21 protein-coding genes are annotated in these 19700 nt (G+C 59.9%); 15 read left to right on the top strand and 6 right to left on the bottom strand.

All coding sequences use genetic code 11. From position 1 onward, the window contains the following. The first annotated feature begins 87 nt into the window (after positions 1 to 87). From C4J88_RS27265 to leuD, 15 genes are all read left to right on the top strand, one after another. On the top strand, positions 88 to 495 hold the full coding sequence (locus C4J88_RS27265) for a F0F1 ATP synthase subunit I (RefSeq protein ID WP_043048220.1): 408 nt from the start codon (positions 88 to 90) through the stop codon (positions 493 to 495). A 16-nt stretch (positions 496 to 511) separates the two neighbouring features. Beyond that, on the top strand, positions 512 to 1381 hold the full coding sequence (gene atpB / locus C4J88_RS27260; protein WP_057725770.1) for a F0F1 ATP synthase subunit A: 870 nt from the start codon (positions 512 to 514) through the stop codon (positions 1379 to 1381). 133 nt (positions 1382 to 1514) lie between these two features. Then, positions 1515 to 1772: a F0F1 ATP synthase subunit C gene (atpE, locus tag C4J88_RS27255; protein ID WP_002555987.1), complete on the top strand. Its 258-nt coding sequence runs from the start codon at positions 1515 to 1517 to the stop codon at positions 1770 to 1772. A gap of 56 nt (positions 1773 to 1828) precedes the next feature. Continuing rightward, positions 1829 to 2299, top strand: coding sequence for a F0F1 ATP synthase subunit B (locus C4J88_RS27250; RefSeq protein ID WP_010565867.1), 471 nt, complete (start codon positions 1829 to 1831; stop codon positions 2297 to 2299). 12 nt (positions 2300 to 2311) lie between these two features. Further along, positions 2312 to 2848, top strand: a complete 537-nt coding sequence (locus C4J88_RS27245; protein WP_124368914.1) for a F0F1 ATP synthase subunit delta — start codon at positions 2312 to 2314, stop codon at positions 2846 to 2848. Positions 2849 to 2869: 21 nt separating this feature from the next. After that, a complete protein-coding gene (gene atpA / locus C4J88_RS27240; protein WP_003177064.1) occupies positions 2870 to 4414 on the top strand; it encodes a F0F1 ATP synthase subunit alpha in 1545 nt (514 codons plus the stop codon). A 50-nt stretch (positions 4415 to 4464) separates the two neighbouring features. Next, positions 4465 to 5325, top strand: a complete 861-nt coding sequence (gene atpG / locus C4J88_RS27235; protein ID WP_034139931.1) for a F0F1 ATP synthase subunit gamma — start codon at positions 4465 to 4467, stop codon at positions 5323 to 5325. Positions 5326 to 5352: 27 nt separating this feature from the next. Further along, positions 5353 to 6729: a F0F1 ATP synthase subunit beta gene (gene atpD, locus C4J88_RS27230; RefSeq protein ID WP_017135118.1), complete on the top strand. Its 1377-nt coding sequence runs from the start codon at positions 5353 to 5355 to the stop codon at positions 6727 to 6729. 44 nt (positions 6730 to 6773) lie between these two features. Next, positions 6774 to 7190 carry a F0F1 ATP synthase subunit epsilon gene (locus C4J88_RS27225; protein WP_015886644.1) on the top strand — a complete coding sequence of 139 codons (417 nt, stop codon included), beginning with the start codon at positions 6774 to 6776 and terminating at the stop codon, positions 7188 to 7190. Between the two features lie 123 nt (positions 7191 to 7313). Next, complete coding sequence (gene glmU / locus C4J88_RS27215; RefSeq protein WP_124408568.1) at positions 7314 to 8681, top strand: bifunctional UDP-N-acetylglucosamine diphosphorylase/glucosamine-1-phosphate N-acetyltransferase GlmU; 1368 nt, start codon at positions 7314 to 7316, stop codon at positions 8679 to 8681. 227 nt (positions 8682 to 8908) lie between these two features. After that, positions 8909 to 9676 (top strand): DeoR/GlpR family DNA-binding transcription regulator, encoded by a 768-nt coding sequence (locus tag C4J88_RS27210; RefSeq protein ID WP_124368911.1) that lies wholly within the window; start codon positions 8909 to 8911, stop codon positions 9674 to 9676. A gap of 10 nt (positions 9677 to 9686) precedes the next feature. Continuing rightward, positions 9687 to 11519, top strand: a complete 1833-nt coding sequence (gene glmS / locus C4J88_RS27205; RefSeq protein ID WP_124372354.1) for a glutamine--fructose-6-phosphate transaminase (isomerizing) — start codon at positions 9687 to 9689, stop codon at positions 11517 to 11519. A gap of 85 nt (positions 11520 to 11604) precedes the next feature. Next, a complete protein-coding gene (locus C4J88_RS27200; protein WP_124365068.1) occupies positions 11605 to 11964 on the top strand; it encodes a hypothetical protein in 360 nt (119 codons plus the stop codon). Positions 11965 to 12295: 331 nt separating this feature from the next. Further along, positions 12296 to 13717, top strand: coding sequence for a 3-isopropylmalate dehydratase large subunit (gene leuC, locus C4J88_RS27195; RefSeq protein ID WP_124408567.1), 1422 nt, complete (start codon positions 12296 to 12298; stop codon positions 13715 to 13717). Continuing rightward, positions 13714 to 14328, top strand: a complete 615-nt coding sequence (gene leuD / locus C4J88_RS27190; protein WP_124408566.1) for a 3-isopropylmalate dehydratase small subunit — start codon at positions 13714 to 13716, stop codon at positions 14326 to 14328. Before leuC ends, leuD begins: the two co-directional genes overlap by 4 nt. A 13-nt stretch (positions 14329 to 14341) precedes the next feature. Here the strand turns inward: leuD and C4J88_RS27185 are convergent, their stop codons facing one another. The 6 genes from C4J88_RS27185 to C4J88_RS27160 form a co-directional block, all read right to left on the bottom strand. After that, on the bottom strand, positions 14342 to 15253 hold the full coding sequence (locus tag C4J88_RS27185) for a LysR substrate-binding domain-containing protein (protein WP_124408565.1): 912 nt from the start codon (positions 15251 to 15253) through the stop codon (positions 14342 to 14344). A gap of 77 nt (positions 15254 to 15330) precedes the next feature. Beyond that, positions 15331 to 16227 (bottom strand): alpha/beta fold hydrolase, encoded by an 897-nt coding sequence (locus tag C4J88_RS27180; protein ID WP_124408564.1) that lies wholly within the window; start codon positions 16225 to 16227, stop codon positions 15331 to 15333. Between the two features lie 175 nt (positions 16228 to 16402). Further along, positions 16403 to 17335, bottom strand: coding sequence for a phosphatidate cytidylyltransferase (locus tag C4J88_RS27175; protein WP_124408563.1), 933 nt, complete (start codon positions 17333 to 17335; stop codon positions 16403 to 16405). 1 nt (position 17336) lies between these two features. Then, positions 17337 to 17957 (bottom strand): 1-acyl-sn-glycerol-3-phosphate acyltransferase, encoded by a 621-nt coding sequence (locus tag C4J88_RS27170; protein ID WP_124368903.1) that lies wholly within the window; start codon positions 17955 to 17957, stop codon positions 17337 to 17339. 9 nt (positions 17958 to 17966) lie between these two features. Next, complete coding sequence (locus C4J88_RS27165; protein WP_124368902.1) at positions 17967 to 18410, bottom strand: hypothetical protein; 444 nt, start codon at positions 18408 to 18410, stop codon at positions 17967 to 17969. Further along, positions 18400 to 19698 carry a phosphatase PAP2/dual specificity phosphatase family protein gene (locus C4J88_RS27160; RefSeq protein ID WP_124408562.1) on the bottom strand — a complete coding sequence of 433 codons (1299 nt, stop codon included), beginning with the start codon at positions 19696 to 19698 and terminating at the stop codon, positions 18400 to 18402. Before C4J88_RS27160 ends, C4J88_RS27165 begins: the two co-directional genes overlap by 11 nt. Positions 19699 to 19700: the final 2 nt, after the last annotated feature.

Genomic DNA, 19700 nt, shown 5'->3' with positions numbered 1-19700 from the left:
CCGCCCCTATACTCTGCGCGCATTTTGTCGGCACAAAGTATGCCAAGTTATTGATTTCCGGCAGCCGACCATTGAGGAGCAAGAGTGATGGAAACCCGCACGCCAAACACGTTGCCGTTCCATCGCTTGGCCGTTTTTCCGGTTCTATTGGCTCAACTTGTCATTTTGCTGATCGCCGCATTGGCGCTTTGGTACTGGCATGGAGTCGTAGCCGGATATTCAGGACTCTGCGGAGGCCTGATAGCCTTGCTGCCCAATATGTATTTTGCTCATAGGGCCTTTCGGTTTTCCGGCGCCCGAGCAGCCCAGGCTATCGTCCGGTCTTTTTATGCCGGTGAGGCGGGGAAACTGATTTTGACGGCAGTGCTGTTTGCACTGACCTTTGCAGGTGTGAAGCCATTGGCGCCGCTGGCTGTATTTGGCGTCTTCGTGTTGACCCAATTGGTCAGCTGGTTCGCTCCCCTGCTAATGAAAACAAGACTTTCGAAACCTTAGGGCGTTTGAGGCAACCATGGCAGAAACAACCGCTTCGGGCTATATCCAGCACCACTTGCAGAACCTGACCTTCGGTCAGCTTCCCAACGGCGGCTGGGGCTTTGCTCACACCGCAGCAGAGGCCAAGGAAATGGGCTTCTGGGCTTTCCACCTGGATACTCTGGGCTGGTCGGTCGCATTGGGCCTGATCTTCGTCCTGATTTTCCGCATGGCGGCAAAAAAGGCGACTTCCGGTCAGCCAGGTGCTTTGCAGAACTTCGTTGAAGTATTGGTCGAATTCGTCGATGGCAGCGTGAAAGACAGCTTCCATGGCCGTAGCCCGGTGATTGCACCGTTGGCACTGACCATCTTCGTCTGGGTGTTCCTGATGAACGCTGTCGACCTGATCCCGGTGGACTGGATTCCTCAACTGGCCATCCTGATCTCCGGCGACGCGCACATTCCATTCCGTGCCGTATCGACCACAGACCCGAACGCTACCCTGGGCATGGCCCTGTCGGTATTCGCGTTGATCATTTTCTACAGTATCAAGGTCAAGGGCATCGGCGGTTTCATCGGCGAGCTGACCCTGCACCCGTTCGGCAGCAAGAACATCTTCGTTCAAGCCCTGCTGATCCCGGTGAACTTCCTGCTGGAGTTCGTGACCCTGGTCGCCAAGCCGATTTCCCTGGCCTTGCGACTGTTCGGCAACATGTATGCCGGCGAGCTGGTGTTCATTCTGATCGCTGTGATGTTCGGCAGCGGTCTGCTCTGGCTTAGCGGCCTGGGCATCGTTCTGCAGTGGGCGTGGGCTGTGTTCCACATCCTGATCATCACCCTGCAGGCCTTCATCTTCATGATGCTGACCATCGTCTACCTGTCGATGGCGCACGAAGAGAACCATTAAGGCCAGTCTCGACTAGTCTGATGTCCTTCCCGGTGAAACGGGAAGGTGGCCCTCCAGGGCTATGAAACGATTTGTTTTACCGCTTTAAAATCTAAAAAACCTAAACCATACGACGTAAAAGTCGGGAGGAAAGATGGAAACTGTAGTTGGTCTAACCGCTATCGCTGTTGCACTGTTGATCGGCCTGGGCGCCCTGGGTACTGCCATTGGTTTCGGCCTGCTGGGCGGCAAATTCCTGGAAGGCGCAGCGCGTCAGCCAGAAATGGTTCCAATGCTGCAAGTTAAAATGTTCATCGTTGCCGGCCTGCTCGACGCCGTAACCATGATCGGCGTTGGTATCGCCCTGTTCTTCACCTTCGCGAACCCCTTCGTTGGTCAACTCGCTGGCTAATCACTCGACGTTTCGAGTGATTAGGGTGATGGACAACGAATGAGCGAGGTGTTGGCGTGAACATTAATGCAACCCTGATTGGCCAATCCGTTGCGTTCTTCATTTTTGTAGTGTTTTGCATGAAGTTCGTGTGGCCTCCGGTCATCGCGGCTTTGCACGAACGTCAGAAGAAGATCGCGGATGGTTTGGACGCTGCCAGCCGTGCAGCTCGCGACCTGGAGTTGGCCCAAGAGAAAGTGGGTCTTCAACTGCGCGAAGCTAAAGCACAGGCAGCCGAGATCATTGAGCAAGCCAAGAAGCGCGGTAACCAGATCGTCGAAGAGGCTGTTGAAAAAGCCCGCGTCGAAGCTGACCGTGTCAAGGCTTCGGCTCATGCCGAGATCGAACAGGAACTGAACGGCGTCAAAGACGCGCTGCGTGCCCAACTGGGTGCTCTGGCGGTCGGCGGTGCCGAGAAGATCCTTGGTGCCACAATCGATCAAAACGCGCACGCGGAGCTGGTTAATAAACTGGCTGCTGAAATTTAAGCGAGGGCGATCATGGCAGAACTGACCACGTTGGCCCGACCTTACGCTAAGGCAGCCTTCGAGCACGCCCAGGCCCACCAGCAGCTGGCCTCTTGGTCAGCCATGCTCGGCCTGGCTGCAGCAGTGTCGCAAGATGACACCATGCAGCGCGTGCTCAAGGCCCCGCGCCTGACGAGCGCAGACAAGGCCGCCACTTTTATTGAAGTGTGCGGCGACAAGTTTGATGTGAAGGTGCAGAACTTCATCCACGTCGTTGCCGAAAACGACCGTCTCCCGCTATTGCCGGAGATCGCCGCTCTGTTCGACCTGTACAAGGCCGATGCAGAGAAATCGGTAGACGTTGAAGTGACCAGTGCTTTCGCATTGAACCAAGAACAGCAAGACAAACTCGCCAAGGTTCTCAGTGCACGACTCAATCGGGAAGTGCGCCTGCAAGCTTCGGAGGACGCATCCCTGATTGGTGGTGTCGTTATCCGTGCCGGCGACCTGGTTATCGATGGCTCGATTCGCGGCAAAATCGCGAAACTTGCCGAAGCATTGAAATCTTGAGTTTGAAGGGGCAGCAGAGCAATGCAGCAACTCAATCCTTCCGAAATAAGTGAAATTATCAAGGGCCGCATCGACAAGCTCGATGTGACCTCCCAAGCCCGTAACGAAGGCACTGTCGTCAGCGTATCTGACGGCATCGTGCGGATTCACGGTCTGGCCGACGTTATGTACGGCGAGATGATCGAGTTTCCGGGCGGCGTCTACGGTATGGCCCTCAACCTGGAGCAAGACTCCGTAGGTGCCGTTGTATTGGGCGCGTACACCAGTCTGGCCGAAGGCATGAGCGCCAAGTGCACAGGCCGCATCCTGGAAGTTCCGGTAGGTAAGGAACTGCTGGGCCGCGTCGTCGACGCACTGGGTAACCCTGTTGACGGTAAAGGTCCACTGGGCAACACCGAGACCGACGCGGTCGAGAAAGTTGCTCCAGGCGTGATCTGGCGTAAGTCGGTAGACCAGCCTGTACAGACTGGCTACAAGGCTGTCGACGCCATGATCCCGGTCGGCCGTGGCCAGCGTGAGCTGATCATCGGTGACCGTCAGATCGGTAAAACCGCTCTGGCGATCGACGCGATCATCAACCAGAAGAACAGCGGCATTTTCTGCGTCTACGTAGCGATCGGTCAGAAGCAATCGACCATCGCCAACGTGGTTCGCAAGCTGGAAGAAAACGGCGCCCTGGCCAACACGATCATCGTGGCTGCCAGTGCTTCGGAATCTCCTGCGCTGCAATTCCTGGCACCGTACTCCGGTTGCACCATGGGTGAATTCTTCCGCGACCGCGGTGAAGACGCGCTGATCGTTTATGACGATCTGTCCAAGCAAGCAGTGGCTTACCGCCAGATTTCCCTGCTGCTGCGCCGTCCACCAGGCCGTGAAGCCTACCCAGGCGACGTGTTCTATCTCCACTCCCGTCTGCTGGAGCGCGCATCCCGCGTTTCCGAAGAGTACGTAGAGAAGTTCACCAACGGCGCAGTGACCGGCAAAACCGGTTCCCTGACCGCACTGCCGATCATCGAAACCCAGGCTGGCGACGTTTCCGCGTTCGTTCCGACCAACGTGATTTCCATCACCGACGGTCAGATCTTCCTGGAATCGGCCATGTTCAACTCAGGCATCCGTCCTGCAGTGAACGCCGGTGTTTCGGTATCCCGTGTGGGTGGTGCCGCTCAGACCAAGATCATCAAGAAGCTCTCCGGTGGTATCCGTACCGCTCTGGCTCAGTACCGTGAACTGGCGGCATTCGCCCAGTTCGCGTCTGACCTGGACGAAGCGACCCGTAAGCAACTTGAGCATGGTCAGCGCGTTACCGAGCTGATGAAGCAGAAGCAATACGCCCCGATGTCGATCGCTGACATGGCGTTGTCGCTGTATGCCGCTGAGCGTGGGTTCCTGACCGACGTTGAAATCGCCAAGGTCGGCAGCTTTGAACAAGCGCTGATTGCTTACTTCAACCGCGATCACGCCGAATTGATGGCGAAGATCAACGTGAAGGGTGACTTCAATGACGATATCGACGCTGGCATGAAAGCCGGTATCGAGAAGTTCAAGGCCACCCAAACCTGGTAAGCCGCAGCGGGAGCCGCAAGGCTCCCGCTTGCTAACCTGATAGGTGTTACATGGCAGGCGCAAAAGAGATTCGCAGTAAGATTGCGAGCATCAAAAGCACGCAAAAGATTACCAGCGCCATGGAAAAAGTGGCGGTCAGCAAAATGCGCAAGGCACAAATGCGCATGGCAGCCAGCCGTCCTTATGCGGAACGTATCCGCCAGGTAATTGGGCATCTGGCCAACGCCAACCCGGAATACCGCCACCCGTTCATGATCGAGCGCGAAGTCAAGCGCGTGGGTTATGTGGTAGTGAGCAGTGACCGTGGTCTGTGCGGTGGCCTGAATACCAACCTGTTCAAGGCCCTGGTCAAGGACATGGCGGTAAACCGCGAAAAAGGCGTCGAGATCGATCTGTGTGTTGTTGGTAGCAAGGGTGCGGCCTTTTTCCGCAACTTCGGCGGTAACGTCGTTGCAGCTATCAGCCACCTGGGTGAAGAGCCGTCGATCAATGATTTGATCGGCAGTGTGAAGGTGATGCTGGATGCGTACCTGGAAGGCCGGATTGACCGCCTGTCCGTGGTATCCAACAAGTTCATCAACACCATGACCCAGCAGCCAACCGTGGAGCAATTGATTCCACTGGTGGCGACTCCGGATCAGGAACTCAAGCACCACTGGGACTACCTCTACGAACCAGACGCCAAAGAGCTGCTTGACGGCTTGATGGTGCGCTACGTGGAGTCGCAGGTGTACCAGGCGGTGGTCGAGAACAACGCAGCTGAACAAGCGGCGCGGATGATCGCGATGAAAAACGCTACCGATAACGCCGGTGATCTGATCAGCGATTTGCAGCTGATCTACAACAAGGCGCGTCAGGCTGCGATCACCCAAGAGATCTCGGAAATCGTCGGCGGCGCTGCCGCGGTTTAACGGTTCAAATATTCAGAGGATCCAGCTATGAGTAGCGGACGTATCGTTCAAATCATCGGCGCCGTTATCGACGTGGAATTCCCACGCGACAGCGTACCGAGCATCTACAACGCGCTGAAAGTACAAGGCGCGGAAACTACTCTGGAAGTTCAGCAGCAGCTGGGCGACGGCGTAGTTCGTACCATTGCGATGGGTTCCACCGAAGGCTTGAAGCGCGGTCTGGACGTTGTCGACACTGGCGCAGCCATCTCCGTACCGGTCGGTAAAGCGACCCTGGGCCGGATCATGGACGTACTGGGCAACCCGATCGACGAAGCTGGCCCGATCGACACCGAAGAGCGCTGGGGCATTCACCGTCCAGCACCTTCGTTCGCCGAGCAAGCGGGCGGCAACGACCTGCTGGAAACCGGCATCAAGGTTATCGACCTGGTTTGCCCGTTCGCCAAGGGCGGTAAAGTCGGTCTGTTCGGTGGTGCCGGTGTAGGCAAGACCGTAAACATGATGGAACTGATCCGTAACATCGCCATCGAGCACAGCGGTTACTCCGTGTTCGCCGGTGTGGGTGAGCGTACCCGTGAGGGTAACGACTTCTACCACGAGATGAAGGACTCCAACGTTCTGGACAAAGTGGCACTGGTTTACGGTCAGATGAACGAGCCGCCGGGTAACCGTCTGCGCGTAGCCCTGACCGGCCTGACCATGGCCGAGAAGTTCCGTGACGAAGGTAACGACGTTCTGCTGTTCGTCGACAACATCTACCGTTACACCCTGGCCGGTACTGAAGTATCCGCACTGCTCGGCCGTATGCCGTCGGCAGTAGGTTACCAGCCGACCCTGGCTGAAGAGATGGGCGTTCTGCAAGAACGTATCACTTCGACCAAGGAAGGTTCGATCACTTCGATCCAAGCGGTATACGTACCTGCGGATGACTTGACCGACCCGTCGCCAGCCACCACCTTCGCCCACTTGGACGCCACCGTCGTTCTGTCCCGTGACATCGCTTCCCTGGGTATCTACCCAGCGGTCGATCCACTCGACTCGACTTCGCGCCAGCTGGACCCGAACGTGATCGGCCAGGAGCACTACGACACCGCTCGCGGCGTTCAGTACGTGCTGCAGCGCTACAAAGAACTGAAGGACATCATTGCGATCCTGGGTATGGACGAGCTGTCGGAAGCCGACAAGCAGTTGGTAAACCGTGCTCGTAAGATCCAGCGTTTCTTGTCGCAGCCGTTCTTCGTGGCTGAAGTCTTCACCGGTGCCTCGGGTAAATACGTTTCCCTGAAAGACACCATTGCTGGCTTCAAAGGCATCCTCAACGGTGACTACGACCACCTGCCAGAACAAGCGTTCTACATGGTCGGCGGCATCGAAGAAGCGATCGAGAAAGCCAAGAAACTGTAATCCTGGCGCCCGGAAACGGGCGCTCATCAGGTTGAGGCAATCAGATGGCTATGACAGTCCATTGCGATATCGTCAGCGCGGAAGGGGAAATCTTCTCCGGTCTGGTAGAAATGGTGATTGCACACGGCGACCTGGGTGACCTGGGTATTGCCATGGGCCACGCGCCGTTGATCACCAGCTTGAAGCCAGGTCCGATCACTCTGACCAAGCAAGGCGGGGAAAAGGAGGTGTTCTACATCTCTGGCGGTTTCCTCGAGGTTCAGCCGAACATGGTCAAGGTACTTGCCGACACCGTGCAACGTGCTGGCGACCTGGATGAAGCCTCCGCTCAGGAAGCCGTAAAGGCTGCCGAGAAGGCGCTGAACGAAAAAGGCGCAGACTTCGACTACAGCGCTGCTGCAGTCCGTCTGGCCGAGGCCGCAGCCCAGCTGCGGACGCTCCAGCAGATCCGCAAGAAGTAAGCGGCGTTGCCGTTACGCTTCACGCGTGATTGATTAAAAAGGGTAGCCTCGGCTACCCTTTTTCTTTTTTTGCAAAACACTTCTTTGGTCTGAAGCCGGACCGCCCAGGATTGGTAGCCATTCATGTCTCTTGAAATCGTAATTCTCGCCGCTGGCCAGGGCACCCGCATGCGCTCGGCCCTGCCCAAGGTGCTGCACCCGGTCGCAGGCAATTCCATGCTTGGCCATGTTATCCACAGTGCCCGGCAGTTGGACCCGCAGCGCATTCACGTGGTCATCGGGCACGGTGCAGATGTGGTACGTGAGCGTCTGGCCGCAGACGACTTGAATTTCGTCTTGCAGGACAAGCAACTGGGCACCGGTCATGCCACCGCGCAAGCGGTGCCGTTCATCACCGCTGACACCGTGTTGATCCTGTACGGTGATGTGCCGCTGATCGAAGTGGAAACTCTGCAACGCTTGCTCAAGCACGTAGTGCCCGGCCAGATGGGCCTGCTCACCGTCGAGCTGGACGACCCCACCGGCTACGGGCGCATCGTGCGTGACGCCGAGGGCAAGGTCGCGGCCATCGTCGAGCACAAGGACGCCAGTGAAGCCCAGCGGGCCATCACCGAAGGCAACACCGGGATTCTCGCGGTGCCGGCCAATCGCCTCGCCGACTGGATGAGCCGCTTGTCCAACAACAACGCCCAAGGCGAGTACTACCTCACCGACGTCATCGAGATGGCGGTCAGTGACGGCCTGGTGGTCGCCACCGAGCAGCCCCACGACCCGATGGAAGTGCAGGGCGCCAACGACCGTAAGCAACTGGCCGAGTTGGAGCGCCACTATCAGCTGCGTGAAGGGCGCCGCCTGATGGCCCAGGGCGTGACCCTGCGTGACCCGGCGCGTTTCGACGTACGCGGTGAAGTGACCGTGGGCCGCGACGTGCTGATCGACATCAACGTGATCCTCGAAGGCCGTGTGATCATCGAAGACGGCGTAGTGATCGGCCCGAACTGCGTGATCAAGGACAGCACGCTGCGCAAAGGTGTCGTGGTCAAGGCCAACAGCCATATCGACGGCGCGGTAATGGGCGAGGGCAGCGATGCCGGTCCGTTTGCGCGGCTGCGTCCTGGCAGCGTGCTGGAAGCCAAGGCCCATGTGGGTAACTTTGTCGAACTGAAAAATGCTCACCTGGGCGAAGGCGCCAAGGCCGGGCATCTCACCTACTTGGGCGATGCGGTGATCGGTGCACGCACCAACGTTGGCGCTGGCACGATCACCTGTAACTACGACGGCGCCAATAAGCACCAGACCACCATTGGCGAGGACGTGTTCATCGGCTCCAACAACTCGCTGGTCGCACCCGTCACTATCGGCGATGGTTCCAACACCGCTGCGGGCTCAACCATCAACCAGGATGTGGATAAGTCCCAACTGGCAGTCGCCCGCGCCCGCCAGCGCAACATCGACGGCTGGAAACGCCCGGTCAAAATCAACAAGACCTGAGTTATCCACAGCACCCTCAGCAGTGATATCCAAATGTGGGAGGGGGCTTGCCCCCGATAGCGAACTTTCAGTCGATGATTTTTCAGGCTGAACCACCGCCATCGGGAGCAAGCCCCCTCCCACATTTGCCCGTGTCGTCTGAAGAATCTGTTCCAAACGCTTGACGATGAGTTCCGAATAGGTTTTGATTGCCTTCGTTATCTTTCGAACCGAAACTTATCATCACCATGTCGAAACGAAATACCCCCCAACGTCGCCACAACATCCTGACCTTGCTCAATGAACAGGGCGAAGTCAGCGTGGACGAACTGGCCAAGCGTTTCGAAACTTCGGAGGTGACCATCCGCAAGGACCTGGCCGCCCTCGAAAGCAATGGCCTGCTCCTGCGCCGCTACGGTGGCGCGATTACCATGCCTCAGGAGTTGGTGGGCGACGCGGCTCAACCGGTCTCGGCCTACAAGCGCGCCATCGCCCGTGCGGCCGTGGCGCGGTTGCGTGAGCACGCGCGCATCATCATCGACAGCGGCAGCACCACCGCCGCGATGATCCCTGAACTGGGCCATCAACCCGGCCTGGTGGTCATGACCAATTCCCTGAACGTGGCTCGCGCCTTGAGCGAGTTGGAGCATGAACCGGTGCTGCTGATGACCGGCGGCACCTGGGACCCGCATTCGGATTCGTTCCAGGGCCAGGTCGCCGAGCAGGTGCTGCGCTCCTACGATTTCGATCAACTGTTCATCGGCGCCGACGGCATCGATCTGCAGCGCGGTACCACCACGTTCAACGAGTTGTTGGGCCTGAGCCGCGTCATGGCTGAGGTCGCTCGCGAAGTGGTGGTGATGGTCGAATCCGACAAGATAGGCCGCAAGATTCCCAACCTGGAACTGCCCTGGAGCAGCGTCCATACCCTTATCACCGATGATCGCCTGCCGCTTGAGGCCCGCGACCAGATCCAAGCCCGCGGCATTACGCTGATATGCGCGGCAGTCATCTAGGAGAAATACCATGTGTGGAATTGTTGGCGCAGTCGCCGAACGTAACGTAACTGCCATCCTGCTCGAAGGCCTCAAGCGCCTGGAATACCGCGGCTATGACAGCGCCGGTGTGGCCGTCTTCACCAACGCCGGCAAGCTCGAGCGTATGCGCCGCCCAGGCAAAGTCAGCGAGTTGGACCAGGCCCTGGCCGGCGAGCCGCTGGTTGGGCGCCTGGGTATCGCCCACACCCGTTGGGCCACCCACGGTGCGCCGTGCGAGCGTAACGCTCACCCACACTTCTCGGGTGACCTGGCGGTGGTGCACAACGGCATCATCGAAAACCACGAAGCACTGCGCGACCAACTCAAGGGCCTGGGCTATGTGTTCACTTCGGACACCGACACCGAAGTCATCGCCCACCTGCTCAACCACAAGCTCAAGGACCACAGCGACCTGACCACCGCCCTCAAGGCCACGGTCAAGGAACTGCACGGCGCCTACGGCCTGGCCGTGATCAGCGCCAGCCAGCCTGACCGCCTGGTTGCCGCACGCAGCGGCAGCCCATTGGTGATCGGCCTGGGCCTGGGGGAAAACTTCCTGGCCTCCGACCAACTCGCCCTGCGCCAAGTCACCGACCGCTTCATGTACCTGGAAGAAGGTGACATCGCCGACATCCGCCGTGAAAGCGTGCAAATCTGGGACGTGAACGGTCAGTCCGTCGAGCGCGAAGCCGTGCAATACCGCGACGGTGCCGAAGCCGCCGACAAGGGCGAGTTCCGCCACTTCATGCTCAAGGAAATCCACGAGCAGCCGTCTGTGGTGCAGCGCACCCTGGAAGGCCGCCTGAGCCAGAACCAAGTGCTGGTCAACGCCTTCGGCCCACAAGCCGCCGAGCTGTTCGCCAAAGTGCGCAACGTGCAGATCGTCGCCTGCGGCACCAGCTACCACGCCGGCATGGTTGCGCGTTACTGGCTGGAAGAACTGGCCGGTATCCCGTGCCAGGTCGAAGTCGCCAGCGAATTCCGCTACCGCAAGGTGGTGGTGCAGCCAGACACCCTGTTCGTGACCATCTCCCAGTCCGGCGAAACCGCCGACACCCTGGCCGCCCTGCGCAATGCCAAAGAGCTGGGCTTCCTCGCCAGCCTGGCAATCTGCAACGTCAGCATCAGCTCCCTGGTGCGTGAATCCGACCTGACCCTGCTGACCCAGGCCGGTCGCGAAATCGGCGTAGCGTCGACCAAAGCCTTCACCACCCAGCTGGTCGGCCTGTTGCTGCTGACCTTGTCCCTCGGTCAAGTGCGCGGCACCCTGGCCGAAGGCATTGAAGCCACCCTGGTGGAAGAACTGCGCCGCCTGCCGACCCGCCTGGGTGAAGCCCTGGCCATGGACAGCACCGTGGAAAAAGTCGCCGAGCTGTTTGCCGACAAGAACCACACCCTGTTCCTCGGCCGTGGCGCGCAGTACCCGGTAGCGATGGAAGGTTCGCTCAAGCTCAAGGAAATCTCGTACATCCACGCTGAAGCCTACCCGGCCGGCGAGCTGAAACACGGCCCGTTGGCCCTGGTGGATGACGACATGCCGGTGGTCACCGTCGCCCCGAACAACGAACTGCTGGAAAAGCTCAAGTCCAACCTGCAGGAAGTGCGCGCCCGTGGCGGCCAACTGATCGTGTTTGCCGACGAAAAGGCAGGCATGACCAACGGTGAAGGCACTCACGTGATCAACATGCCGCACATCCACGACACCCTGTCGCCGATCCTCTACACTATCCCGCTGCAGTTGCTGTCGTACTACGTTGCCGTGCTCAAGGGCACCGACGTCGACCAGCCGCGCAACCTGGCGAAGTCGGTGACGGTGGAGTAAGCCTCACTGACGTACCCAAAAAGGGGCTGTTTTCAACAGCCCCTTTTTTACGTTTTGAATTCGCTCAATTCAAGGATGTCGACTGATGCAAAATCCTACTGTCTACGCACGTCTGCATAATCGCCGGTTTGTAGTCGCCGACAACGCTCAGGGACTGTCCGGCACCGGCACCGTATTTCATTACCAAGTCGAAGATGACGCGATTTCGAGCACTTACCAGGGGGGCCGGATTCGCCTGGGCACTCAAGTCGGACGGGTGACCGGTCCAGATACCATTGAGCTGCTGTATCAGTGCCTGACCCTGGAAGGGGAACTGCTTGCTGGCTGGTCACGTGGCACGGTAGGCGTGGATCACGCCGGGCGCACGACGCTGAGTTTTGTTTGGGGCTGGCTATCGGGTGCGACGGGAGGCGGAGAGTCTAGCTATGTCGAGATCACTGCTTAAAGAGCCCGTAGTTCACGGCCAGGCTGCACCGAATTTACTGTAGGAGCGAGCTTGCTCGCGAAAAACCTGAGAACGCCACCTGGCACCAATCTCTGCGCGTTACGTCCCTCGCCAGCAAGCGCGCTCCTACGACGCTATGCGCCATGATTGGGTCTTCAGCGACTCCCTATTCAACCTGTTCGATGGGAGCGCTGAGGCATTTCTCCGGTAGCCGTTCGCGTCATCGGCCCATCGGTGATCCACGAACTGTAGAGCCATGTATTCCAGAGCTGCTCTTGATGACCACTCCCCGGTCCCTATCCTGTCGAAGGTGTCCCCGTGAGAGCGCTTAATGAGCAGCCCCAGAACCCTCTATCAAAAGCACATCGATGCGCACACGGTGTGTGCGCTGGACGAGCAGGGCCATGTCCTGTTGTACATCGATCGCCAGGTCATCAACGAATACACCAGTCCGCAGGCGTTCAGCGGTCTGCGTGACGCCGGGCGCAACGTGTGGCGCCCTGGTACGGCGTTGGCGGTCGTCGATCATGTAAACCCCACCGCGCCCGAACGTACCGCAGTAATGCCCGATGCGGGGGGCGCGCGGCAGGTGTCCTATCTGGCGCAGAACTGCCAGGATTTCGGTATCGAACTGTTGGATATCCTGGATAAGCGCCAAGGTATCGAGCACGTCGTCGCCCCCGAACAGGGGTTCATTCTTCCGGGGATGGTGATAGCTGCCGGTGACAGCCACACCACCACGTATGGCGCCCTCGGTGCCTTCGGGTTTGGCATTGGCACCTCAGAAATCGAGCACTTGCTGGCGTCCCAGACACTCGTCTACAAACGCCTGAGAACCATGCGAGTCAACATCGTGGGTGCCTTGTCGCCGGGGCTGACATCCAAGGACGTCATCATGGCCCTGATCGGCCAGATCGGCGCTTCCGGGGCCACCGGGTTCGCTATCGAGTTTGCCGGTTCGACCATTGACGCCCTCAGCGTCGAGGCGCGCATGACCATTTGCAACATGGCCGTTGAAGCCGGCGCTCGTGGCGCATTCATGGCGCCGGACCAGAAGGTATTTGACTACCTTGAGGGTAAGCCGCGCGCGCCGACAGGCGAGCAATGGCGGCGTGCGGTGCACGTGTGGCGCAACTTGCACAGCGATCCGGGTGCGGTGTTCGACCACGAAGTCACGCTGGACGTCAGCACGCTGCTGCCGATGGTCACCTGGGGCACGAGTCCCGATCAGGTGGTCGCCATCAACGGGCGGGTGCCAGACCCGCTGCAGGTCAGCGATCTCATCCTGCGCCAGGACATGCAGCGGGCCCTGACCTACATGGGGCTCAAGGCGGGCGAGCCTTTGAATGAAGTCGTCATCAGCCATGCATTCATCGGCTCGTGCACCAATGCGCGTATCGAAGACCTGCGCACTGCCGCCAGCGTGATCGGCGGCCGGCGCGTGGCCCCGCACGTGCGCGCGATGGTCGTGCCGGGCTCCACCGAAGTTCGTGACCAGGCTGAGGCTGAGGGCCTGGCCGCTATTTTTCGCGACGCCGGATTCGAATGGCGGCAATCGGGCTGCTCCATGTGCCTGGCCATGAACGACGACGTACTCGCCCCAGGCGACCGTTGCGCCTCCAGCACCAACCGCAATTTCGAAGGCCGCCAGGGCGCCGGTGCACGTACCCACTTGATGAGCCCGGCCATGGTGGCTGCGGCTGCAATAACCGGGCGGCTGACGGATGTTCGGCACCTCAGGGAGCACGTATGAGCAGCAATCCTTTTACCCAGGTCACCGGCACAGCGGCACCGATGTTGGCGGCCAATATTGACACCGACGTGATCATGCCCAAGCAGTTCCTCAAGGGAATTGACCGCAATGATTTGGACCAAGGGTTGTTCTATGACCTGCGCTTTCTACCGTCAGGGCAGCCGGATCCTGCGTTTGTGCTCAATAAGCCCGCTTGGCAGAACGCATGCTTCATGGTGGTAGGCCCGAACTTTGGCTGCGGTTCCAGCCGTGAGCATGCCGTGTGGGGCCTCAAGCAGAAGGGCATTCGCGCACTGATCGGCAGCAGCTTTGCGGGTATTTTCTACGACAACTGTCAGCGTAACGGTGTGCTGCTGATCAGCCTTGAGGCCGCCACAGTGCAACGCATCGGCGAGGTGGTCGGGCAGGCGCAAACGGCTGAGATCTCGGTCGACCTGAGCGAACAAACGATCCTGTTGCACGGCCATGAAGTGATTCCCTTCCAGATCGACACGCTGCGCAAAACGGCCCTGTTGCTGGGGTTGGATGCCATTGGCAGCACCCTGCAACGCAGCGAGCAGATTCGCGCCTTCGAGCGCGAGCATCTGGCCGCCAACCCGTGGTTGTCGTGAAGGGAGGCGTCGCTCAGATCGACAGCTGCGCGAAGTGCGCCTGGAGAAATTCGACACAGGCCCGCAGCTTCCCCGAGTGAGCAAGCCGCGTGGGGTAGACGGCCCACACGTTGGCGCTTTGCCCATAGTCATGCAGTACCTGAACCAGCTTGCCCTGCTCGAGCAACGGTTTGACATCCCACAACGAACGCAGCAGCACACCCCGCCCGTGCAACGCCCACTGCAACACGATCTCGCCGCTGTTGGATGACAACGGGCCTCCCACCCGCACGCTCTCCTGCGTGCCGTCGCGCTCCAGCACCCAGACCCCGAAGGCGTTATCGCGCTCCTTCAAGACAAGGCATTCATGGTGTTCGAGGTCACTCAGTTGCGCCGGTGCTCCGTGGCGTTCCAGGTAGCTGGGAGCCGCGCACAGGATGCGCCGGTTACTGACCAGCTGACGCCCGATGTGCTGGCCGGGAATGTCGTCACCCACACGGATTTCCAGATCGAAGCCTTCGCTGACGATATCCACTACCCGATCGAACAGGTCCAGGCGGATTTCCAACCCAGGGTAACGATCAGCGAGCAACGCCAGCGCGGGTGCCACGTGAATACGACCAAAGCCGAAGCTGCTGCAGATATGCAGGCGGCCACGGGGGCTGTCGTGGGCATCGATCAACTCATCGGACAGATGCTGGAAGTCCTCCAGAATGCGCGCCGCCCAGTCCTTCACACGCGCGCCGTCGTCGGTCAAGGTGATACGTCGACTGGTACGGTGCAGCAAGCGTGTCGCCAGGGTATTTTCGAGGATTTGAATGCGCTTGCTGACGTAAGCCGCCGACACGCCAAGCTCATCGGCGGCGGCGGCAAAACTGGCCTTGCGGATCACGGTCAAGAACACCCGCAGGTCTTCGGGGAGGGGCATCGAGCCTTTGTAGATCATCGAAAGCGCATACGTGGCGGCGTGAACTGCGAGGATAACATCGCATGGAAGGAGGCTGGGTGCGCCCACTCGTGCCCTCAGTCGGCAGCGACGTACTCGCCAGCGAAAAAACTCAGCACGGCTTCAAGCAATAACCCAGGCACTTCCTCGGCAATGTAATGACCGCACGGCAAGGCTTTGCCGCGTACATCAGTGGCGACCTGCTGCCATTCCTTGAGCGGATCGAAACAGCGCCCCACCGTGCCTTCTGCGCCCCACAGGACCAACAGCGGCAGCGTCAGCCGATGACCGGCGGCGATATCGGCGCGATCATGTTCCAGGTCGATCCCGGCCGAGGCGCGGTAGTCTTCGCAAATGCCTCGTGCGCTGCCGGGAAGCTGCAGGCACCGCAGGTACTCGCCGAACGCCTCTGCCGTGAAGGGCTTGAGGCCAGCACTGCGGCTGCCCATCACACTGCGCAGATACAGCTCAGGGTCGGCCTCGATAAGGCGCTCCGGCAGCGGCGCCGGTCGGATCAGGAAAAACCAGTGCCAGTAGGCGCGGGCAAAGGCTTCGTCCGTTTGTGTGTACATCGACAAAGTGGGGGCGATGTCGAGCAGCGCCATTTGCTTGATCGCGTGGGGATGGTCGAGCGCCAGGCGATGCGCCACCCGCGCTCCACGGTCATGGGCAAGCACGCTGAACTGCTCAAAGCCCAACGCCTTCATCAGCTCAGCGCAATCAAGCGCCATTTCACGCTTTGAATAATGTGAATGCTCAGCATCGGCCGCCGGCCTGGCGCTATCGCCATATCCACGCAAGTCAGCGGCGACCACGGTAAATTCACTGGCCAACCGTTCGGCAACCTTGTGCCAGATAACGTGGGTCTGAGGGTGACCATGCAACAGCAACAGCGCGGGGCCGGATCCACCGATGCGATAGCTGATGTTCAGGCCATTGACCTGGCGCTGTTGTTTCTGGAAACCAGCAAACATGATTCGACTCCATGAGGGTGCTGGCTGAATCCTGGGATCAACCGAACCCAGCCGCAATAGGCCAAGCGTGGAAGCACGGTTTATGAACTGTGTTTCAAGTGACCCGCAAAGCACCACAAAACCACGGTGGGAGGGGGCAAGCCCCCTCCCACATTTTGTGCTTTGCTGGTCTGGTTCAGGTCCACCAGTACCGCACCAGGTGGAAGAAGATCGGCGCCGCAAAGCACACCGAATCCAGCCGGTCCAGCATCCCGCCGTGCCCTTCGATCATGTGCCCCCAGTCTTTGACGCCACGGTCGCGCTTGATCGCCGACATCACGATCCCGCCGGCGAAGCCCAGCAGGTTGATCAACAGCGCGATCAAGAACGACTGCCAGGGATTGAACGGCGTGGTCCACCACAGCGCGGCACCGATCAGGGAGGACAGCAGGATCCCGCCGACAAAACCTTCCACGGTTTTGGACGGCGAGAGGTTGGGCGCGATCTTGCGTTTGCCGAACAGCTTGCCGCACACGTACTGCAACACGTCCGACAGTTGCACCACGATCACCAGGTAGGCGATCAGCAGCAGGTTGCGGCCTTCATAACCCGGAATGTCCAAGGTCAGCAACGCCGGGACGAACGACACGCAGAACACCGCGATCATCAGGCCCCATTGCACCTTGGATGCGCGCTCCAGGAAGTGGGTGCTGTCGCCGCCCAGGGAGGCGAGTATCGGCAGCAACAGGAACACGTAGACCGGGATGAAGATCGAGAACAGTCCGTACCAGTCGGCATAGATCAGCACGTACTGCAGAGGAAGGGCGAGGTAGAACGCCGCGACCAGGGCCGGGTAGTCGCTGCGCCGGGTCGGCGTCAGGGTGAGAAATTCGCGCAAGGCATAGAAGGACACCGCATAGAACAGCAGGATCACTGCGCCGGTGCCGAGCCAGAAGGCGACACCGATCACCACCACCATCACCCACCAGGCGTTGATGCGGGCGTTGAGGTTGTCGATCACCGCGTTGGGGGTGCCACGGGTGCGCAGCTTCAGGATCAGGCCGATCAGCGAGGCGGTGACCAGAATCGCGCCGATCCCGCCGAATAACATCAAGGTCTGGCTATCCATCTCAGGAATGCTCCGGGGCGAGGGCAAGCAGGGCGTCGCGGGTGCGGGCAAGGAACGCGGCTTTGTCTTCGCCTTCTTCCAATTGCAGCGGAGCGCCGAAGCTGGTTGTGCATAACAATGGCAATGGCAAGACACGGCCCTTGGGCATGACGCGGTTGAGGTTGGCTATCCACACAGGGATCAGCTCAGCCTGTGGGTAACTGTTTGCCAAGTGGTAGAGGCCGCTCTTGAAGGGCAGCAAGCCGTCCTCCAGATTGCGCGTACCTTCGGGAAAAATAATCAACGAGTCGCCGCCTTCGAGGGCGGCAAGCATGGGCTTCAAGGGGTTATCCACAGGCTCTTTGCGCTCGCGATCAATCAGTACGCCGTTGAACACGCGGTTGATGATGTAGCGGCGCAGCGCACTTTTATTCCAGTAATCGCTGCCGGCCACAGGGCGGGTGAATTTGCGCAGGTTCTGCGGCAGCGACGCCCACACCAGCACGAAGTCGCCGTGGCTGCTGTGATTGGCGAAATAGATGCGTTGCACCGGCACCGGCGCGCAACCCAGCCACAGGCTGCGGGCGCCGGTGACGGTGCGGGCCATGGAAGTAATCAGTGTGGCGACCACGGGTTCGAACATGGGAATTCCTTATTCGGCGAAAGGTAGCCAAGGACTGGCAAGCAGCACGCCCAGGGTCAGCAGCGCTTGCGCGCCGAGCAACCAGGCCTGTTTGCGCAGCAATTTGAGGGCGCCACGACGGCGTTCGGCCCAGGGCCGGCCCGCGCGCTTGGCCGATTGCAGGCCAAGGGCCTGCAGGGCTTGGTCAAGGTCTGCGGTGCGCTCGACGTCGCGAGCGAGCAGGGCAAACAGATCGGCGTCGAACGCAACGCGCAGGGCCCAGTATTTTTGCACAAGGCCCAGGATAATCATCCACAAGGCCAGCAGCAGGCAGACCGTTGAAACACTCGCCATCAACAGTTGGGCCACACCGAACAACACGCCGGCCACTGTGAGGCCTGTGGATAACTGGTCCAGCGAACGGCCACGGCGCAGCAGGCTGGCGACGACTTGCAGTTCCATATCAGCAGGCATGGGGCAAGCCCTCCAAGGCGAGACGATGTGCGGGATGCAGGACCACACGGGTCCGCGCTGTACGAATAATAGCCAGCGCTTGATCCACCGTCGTCGCGCGGCCGCTGTGCAACAGCCAGGCGGCAATGGCCGTGGCGCTGCGCGAATAGCCTAGGGCGCAGCACACCAGCAACGGGCCGTCCGAGCGCAGGCGTTCGATGGCCTTGGCGGCTTGCAGGCATTCGGCGGACGTGGGCGCGATCAAGTCCAGAACAGGAATGCAGTGGTAGGTACGGCCCTGTGGATTAATCGGCAATTCGGCGCAGAGATCGACGATGGCCTTGAAAGACTGTTGCTCGCTCGACGTAGGAATTCGCCCCAGCCAAACGTTATCCACAATCAGCTCGGGCTGTGGATGCCGGCGTGTCCACAGCCGCGAATTAATCCAGGCGGCGGCCAGGTAAGGTGCATACAGCCAGCGCGCAGCAGGCGTCAGCCGGCCATCGTCGCGTTTCTGAAAGCCCTCGGCACCCAGCAGCCAGTAATTGGCTGCGACCAGCGCGAGGGACACCGCCGGCCACAGCAACCATAACCCCCAACCGCCCAAAGCCAGCGCGAGCAGCATCAGCGCCAGCGCGCCAAGGGCGTAGCGCGCACCCAGCCAACCGCGCTTCACGTCCCGCGTAAGTCGGGCATTGAGCAGCGGGCTGGCGTGTTCCAGCGGCCATAACCACACGCACAACCACCCCGCGAGGGCGCCTGTGGGTAAGTCGACAAAGTGATGTTGATAAGTGGTCAGTACGGAAATACCGATCAGTGCAAACCAGCCGTGCACTACCCAGCGCCAAAAACCCTGGGTATGCCGCTGGTACATCACCCACAGGATCACCAGCAGCGCGATATGCAGTGAGGGCGCCTGGTTGAAGGGCTTGTCGAAGCCGGCCAGCACGGCAAACAACCAGCCAAACACGCCATCCAGCTCCGGCCGTTCGAAGGTGAAGCGCAGCGGCCAGATCAGGAAGCAACTGACGGCAATCACCTGGGCCGTCAGCAGGCGCAGGGCATGCTGCTTGAGTTCGTGGCGGGTGCTTGGCAGCAACAGCGAGAACCCGTAGAGCAGGTCGATGGACCAATAAGGCACGATGGTCCAGGCCCAGAACGGCATGTGGGTTTCCCAGCCGAACACCAGCGTACCCACATCGCTGCGCTGGTTGGTGACCCAAGTAGCGAAGCCGTAGGTGCTGAAAAACAGCGGCGCCAACAGCAGCAGCCACAGCAGCGCCGGTTTGAACAAGCCGGGTTCGCGCATGC

The sequence above is a fragment of the Pseudomonas sp. R4-39-08 genome (assembly GCF_003852275.1).
Classification (GTDB): Bacteria; Pseudomonadota; Gammaproteobacteria; order Pseudomonadales; family Pseudomonadaceae; genus Aquipseudomonas.
This window is presented reverse-complemented; position numbering and strand designations above follow the sequence as displayed.

Bases quoted from the DNA above. Each gene is read 5' to 3' on its own strand.
- C4J88_RS27265 (WP_043048220.1), top strand. From the start codon at position 88: ATGGAAACCCGCACGCCAAACACGTTGCCGTTCCATCGCTTGGCCGTT.
- atpB (WP_057725770.1), top strand. From the start codon at position 512: ATGGCAGAAACAACCGCTTCGGGCTATATCCAGCACCACTTGCAGAAC.
- atpE (WP_002555987.1), top strand. From the start codon at position 1,515: ATGGAAACTGTAGTTGGTCTAACCGCTATCGCTGTTGCACTGTTGATC.
- C4J88_RS27245 (WP_124368914.1), top strand. From the start codon at position 2,312: ATGGCAGAACTGACCACGTTGGCCCGACCTTACGCTAAGGCAGCCTTC.
- atpA (WP_003177064.1), top strand. From the start codon at position 2,870: ATGCAGCAACTCAATCCTTCCGAAATAAGTGAAATTATCAAGGGCCGC.
- atpG (WP_034139931.1), top strand. From the start codon at position 4,465: ATGGCAGGCGCAAAAGAGATTCGCAGTAAGATTGCGAGCATCAAAAGC.
- atpD (WP_017135118.1), top strand. From the start codon at position 5,353: ATGAGTAGCGGACGTATCGTTCAAATCATCGGCGCCGTTATCGACGTG.
- C4J88_RS27225 (WP_015886644.1), top strand. From the start codon at position 6,774: ATGGCTATGACAGTCCATTGCGATATCGTCAGCGCGGAAGGGGAAATC.
- glmU (WP_124408568.1), top strand. From the start codon at position 7,314: ATGTCTCTTGAAATCGTAATTCTCGCCGCTGGCCAGGGCACCCGCATG.
- C4J88_RS27210 (WP_124368911.1), top strand. From the start codon at position 8,909: ATGTCGAAACGAAATACCCCCCAACGTCGCCACAACATCCTGACCTTG.
- glmS (WP_124372354.1), top strand. From the start codon at position 9,687: ATGTGTGGAATTGTTGGCGCAGTCGCCGAACGTAACGTAACTGCCATC.
- C4J88_RS27200 (WP_124365068.1), top strand. From the start codon at position 11,605: ATGCAAAATCCTACTGTCTACGCACGTCTGCATAATCGCCGGTTTGTA.
- leuC (WP_124408567.1), top strand. From the start codon at position 12,296: ATGAGCAGCCCCAGAACCCTCTATCAAAAGCACATCGATGCGCACACG.
- leuD (WP_124408566.1), top strand. From the start codon at position 13,714: ATGAGCAGCAATCCTTTTACCCAGGTCACCGGCACAGCGGCACCGATG.
- C4J88_RS27185 (WP_124408565.1), bottom strand. From the start codon at position 15,253: ATGATCTACAAAGGCTCGATGCCCCTCCCCGAAGACCTGCGGGTGTTC.
- C4J88_RS27180 (WP_124408564.1), bottom strand. From the start codon at position 16,227: ATGTTTGCTGGTTTCCAGAAACAACAGCGCCAGGTCAATGGCCTGAAC.
- C4J88_RS27175 (WP_124408563.1), bottom strand. From the start codon at position 17,335: ATGGATAGCCAGACCTTGATGTTATTCGGCGGGATCGGCGCGATTCTG.
- C4J88_RS27170 (WP_124368903.1), bottom strand. From the start codon at position 17,957: ATGTTCGAACCCGTGGTCGCCACACTGATTACTTCCATGGCCCGCACC.
- C4J88_RS27165 (WP_124368902.1), bottom strand. From the start codon at position 18,410: ATGCCTGCTGATATGGAACTGCAAGTCGTCGCCAGCCTGCTGCGCCGT.
- C4J88_RS27160 (WP_124408562.1), bottom strand. From the start codon at position 19,698: ATGCGCGAACCCGGCTTGTTCAAACCGGCGCTGCTGTGGCTGCTGCTG.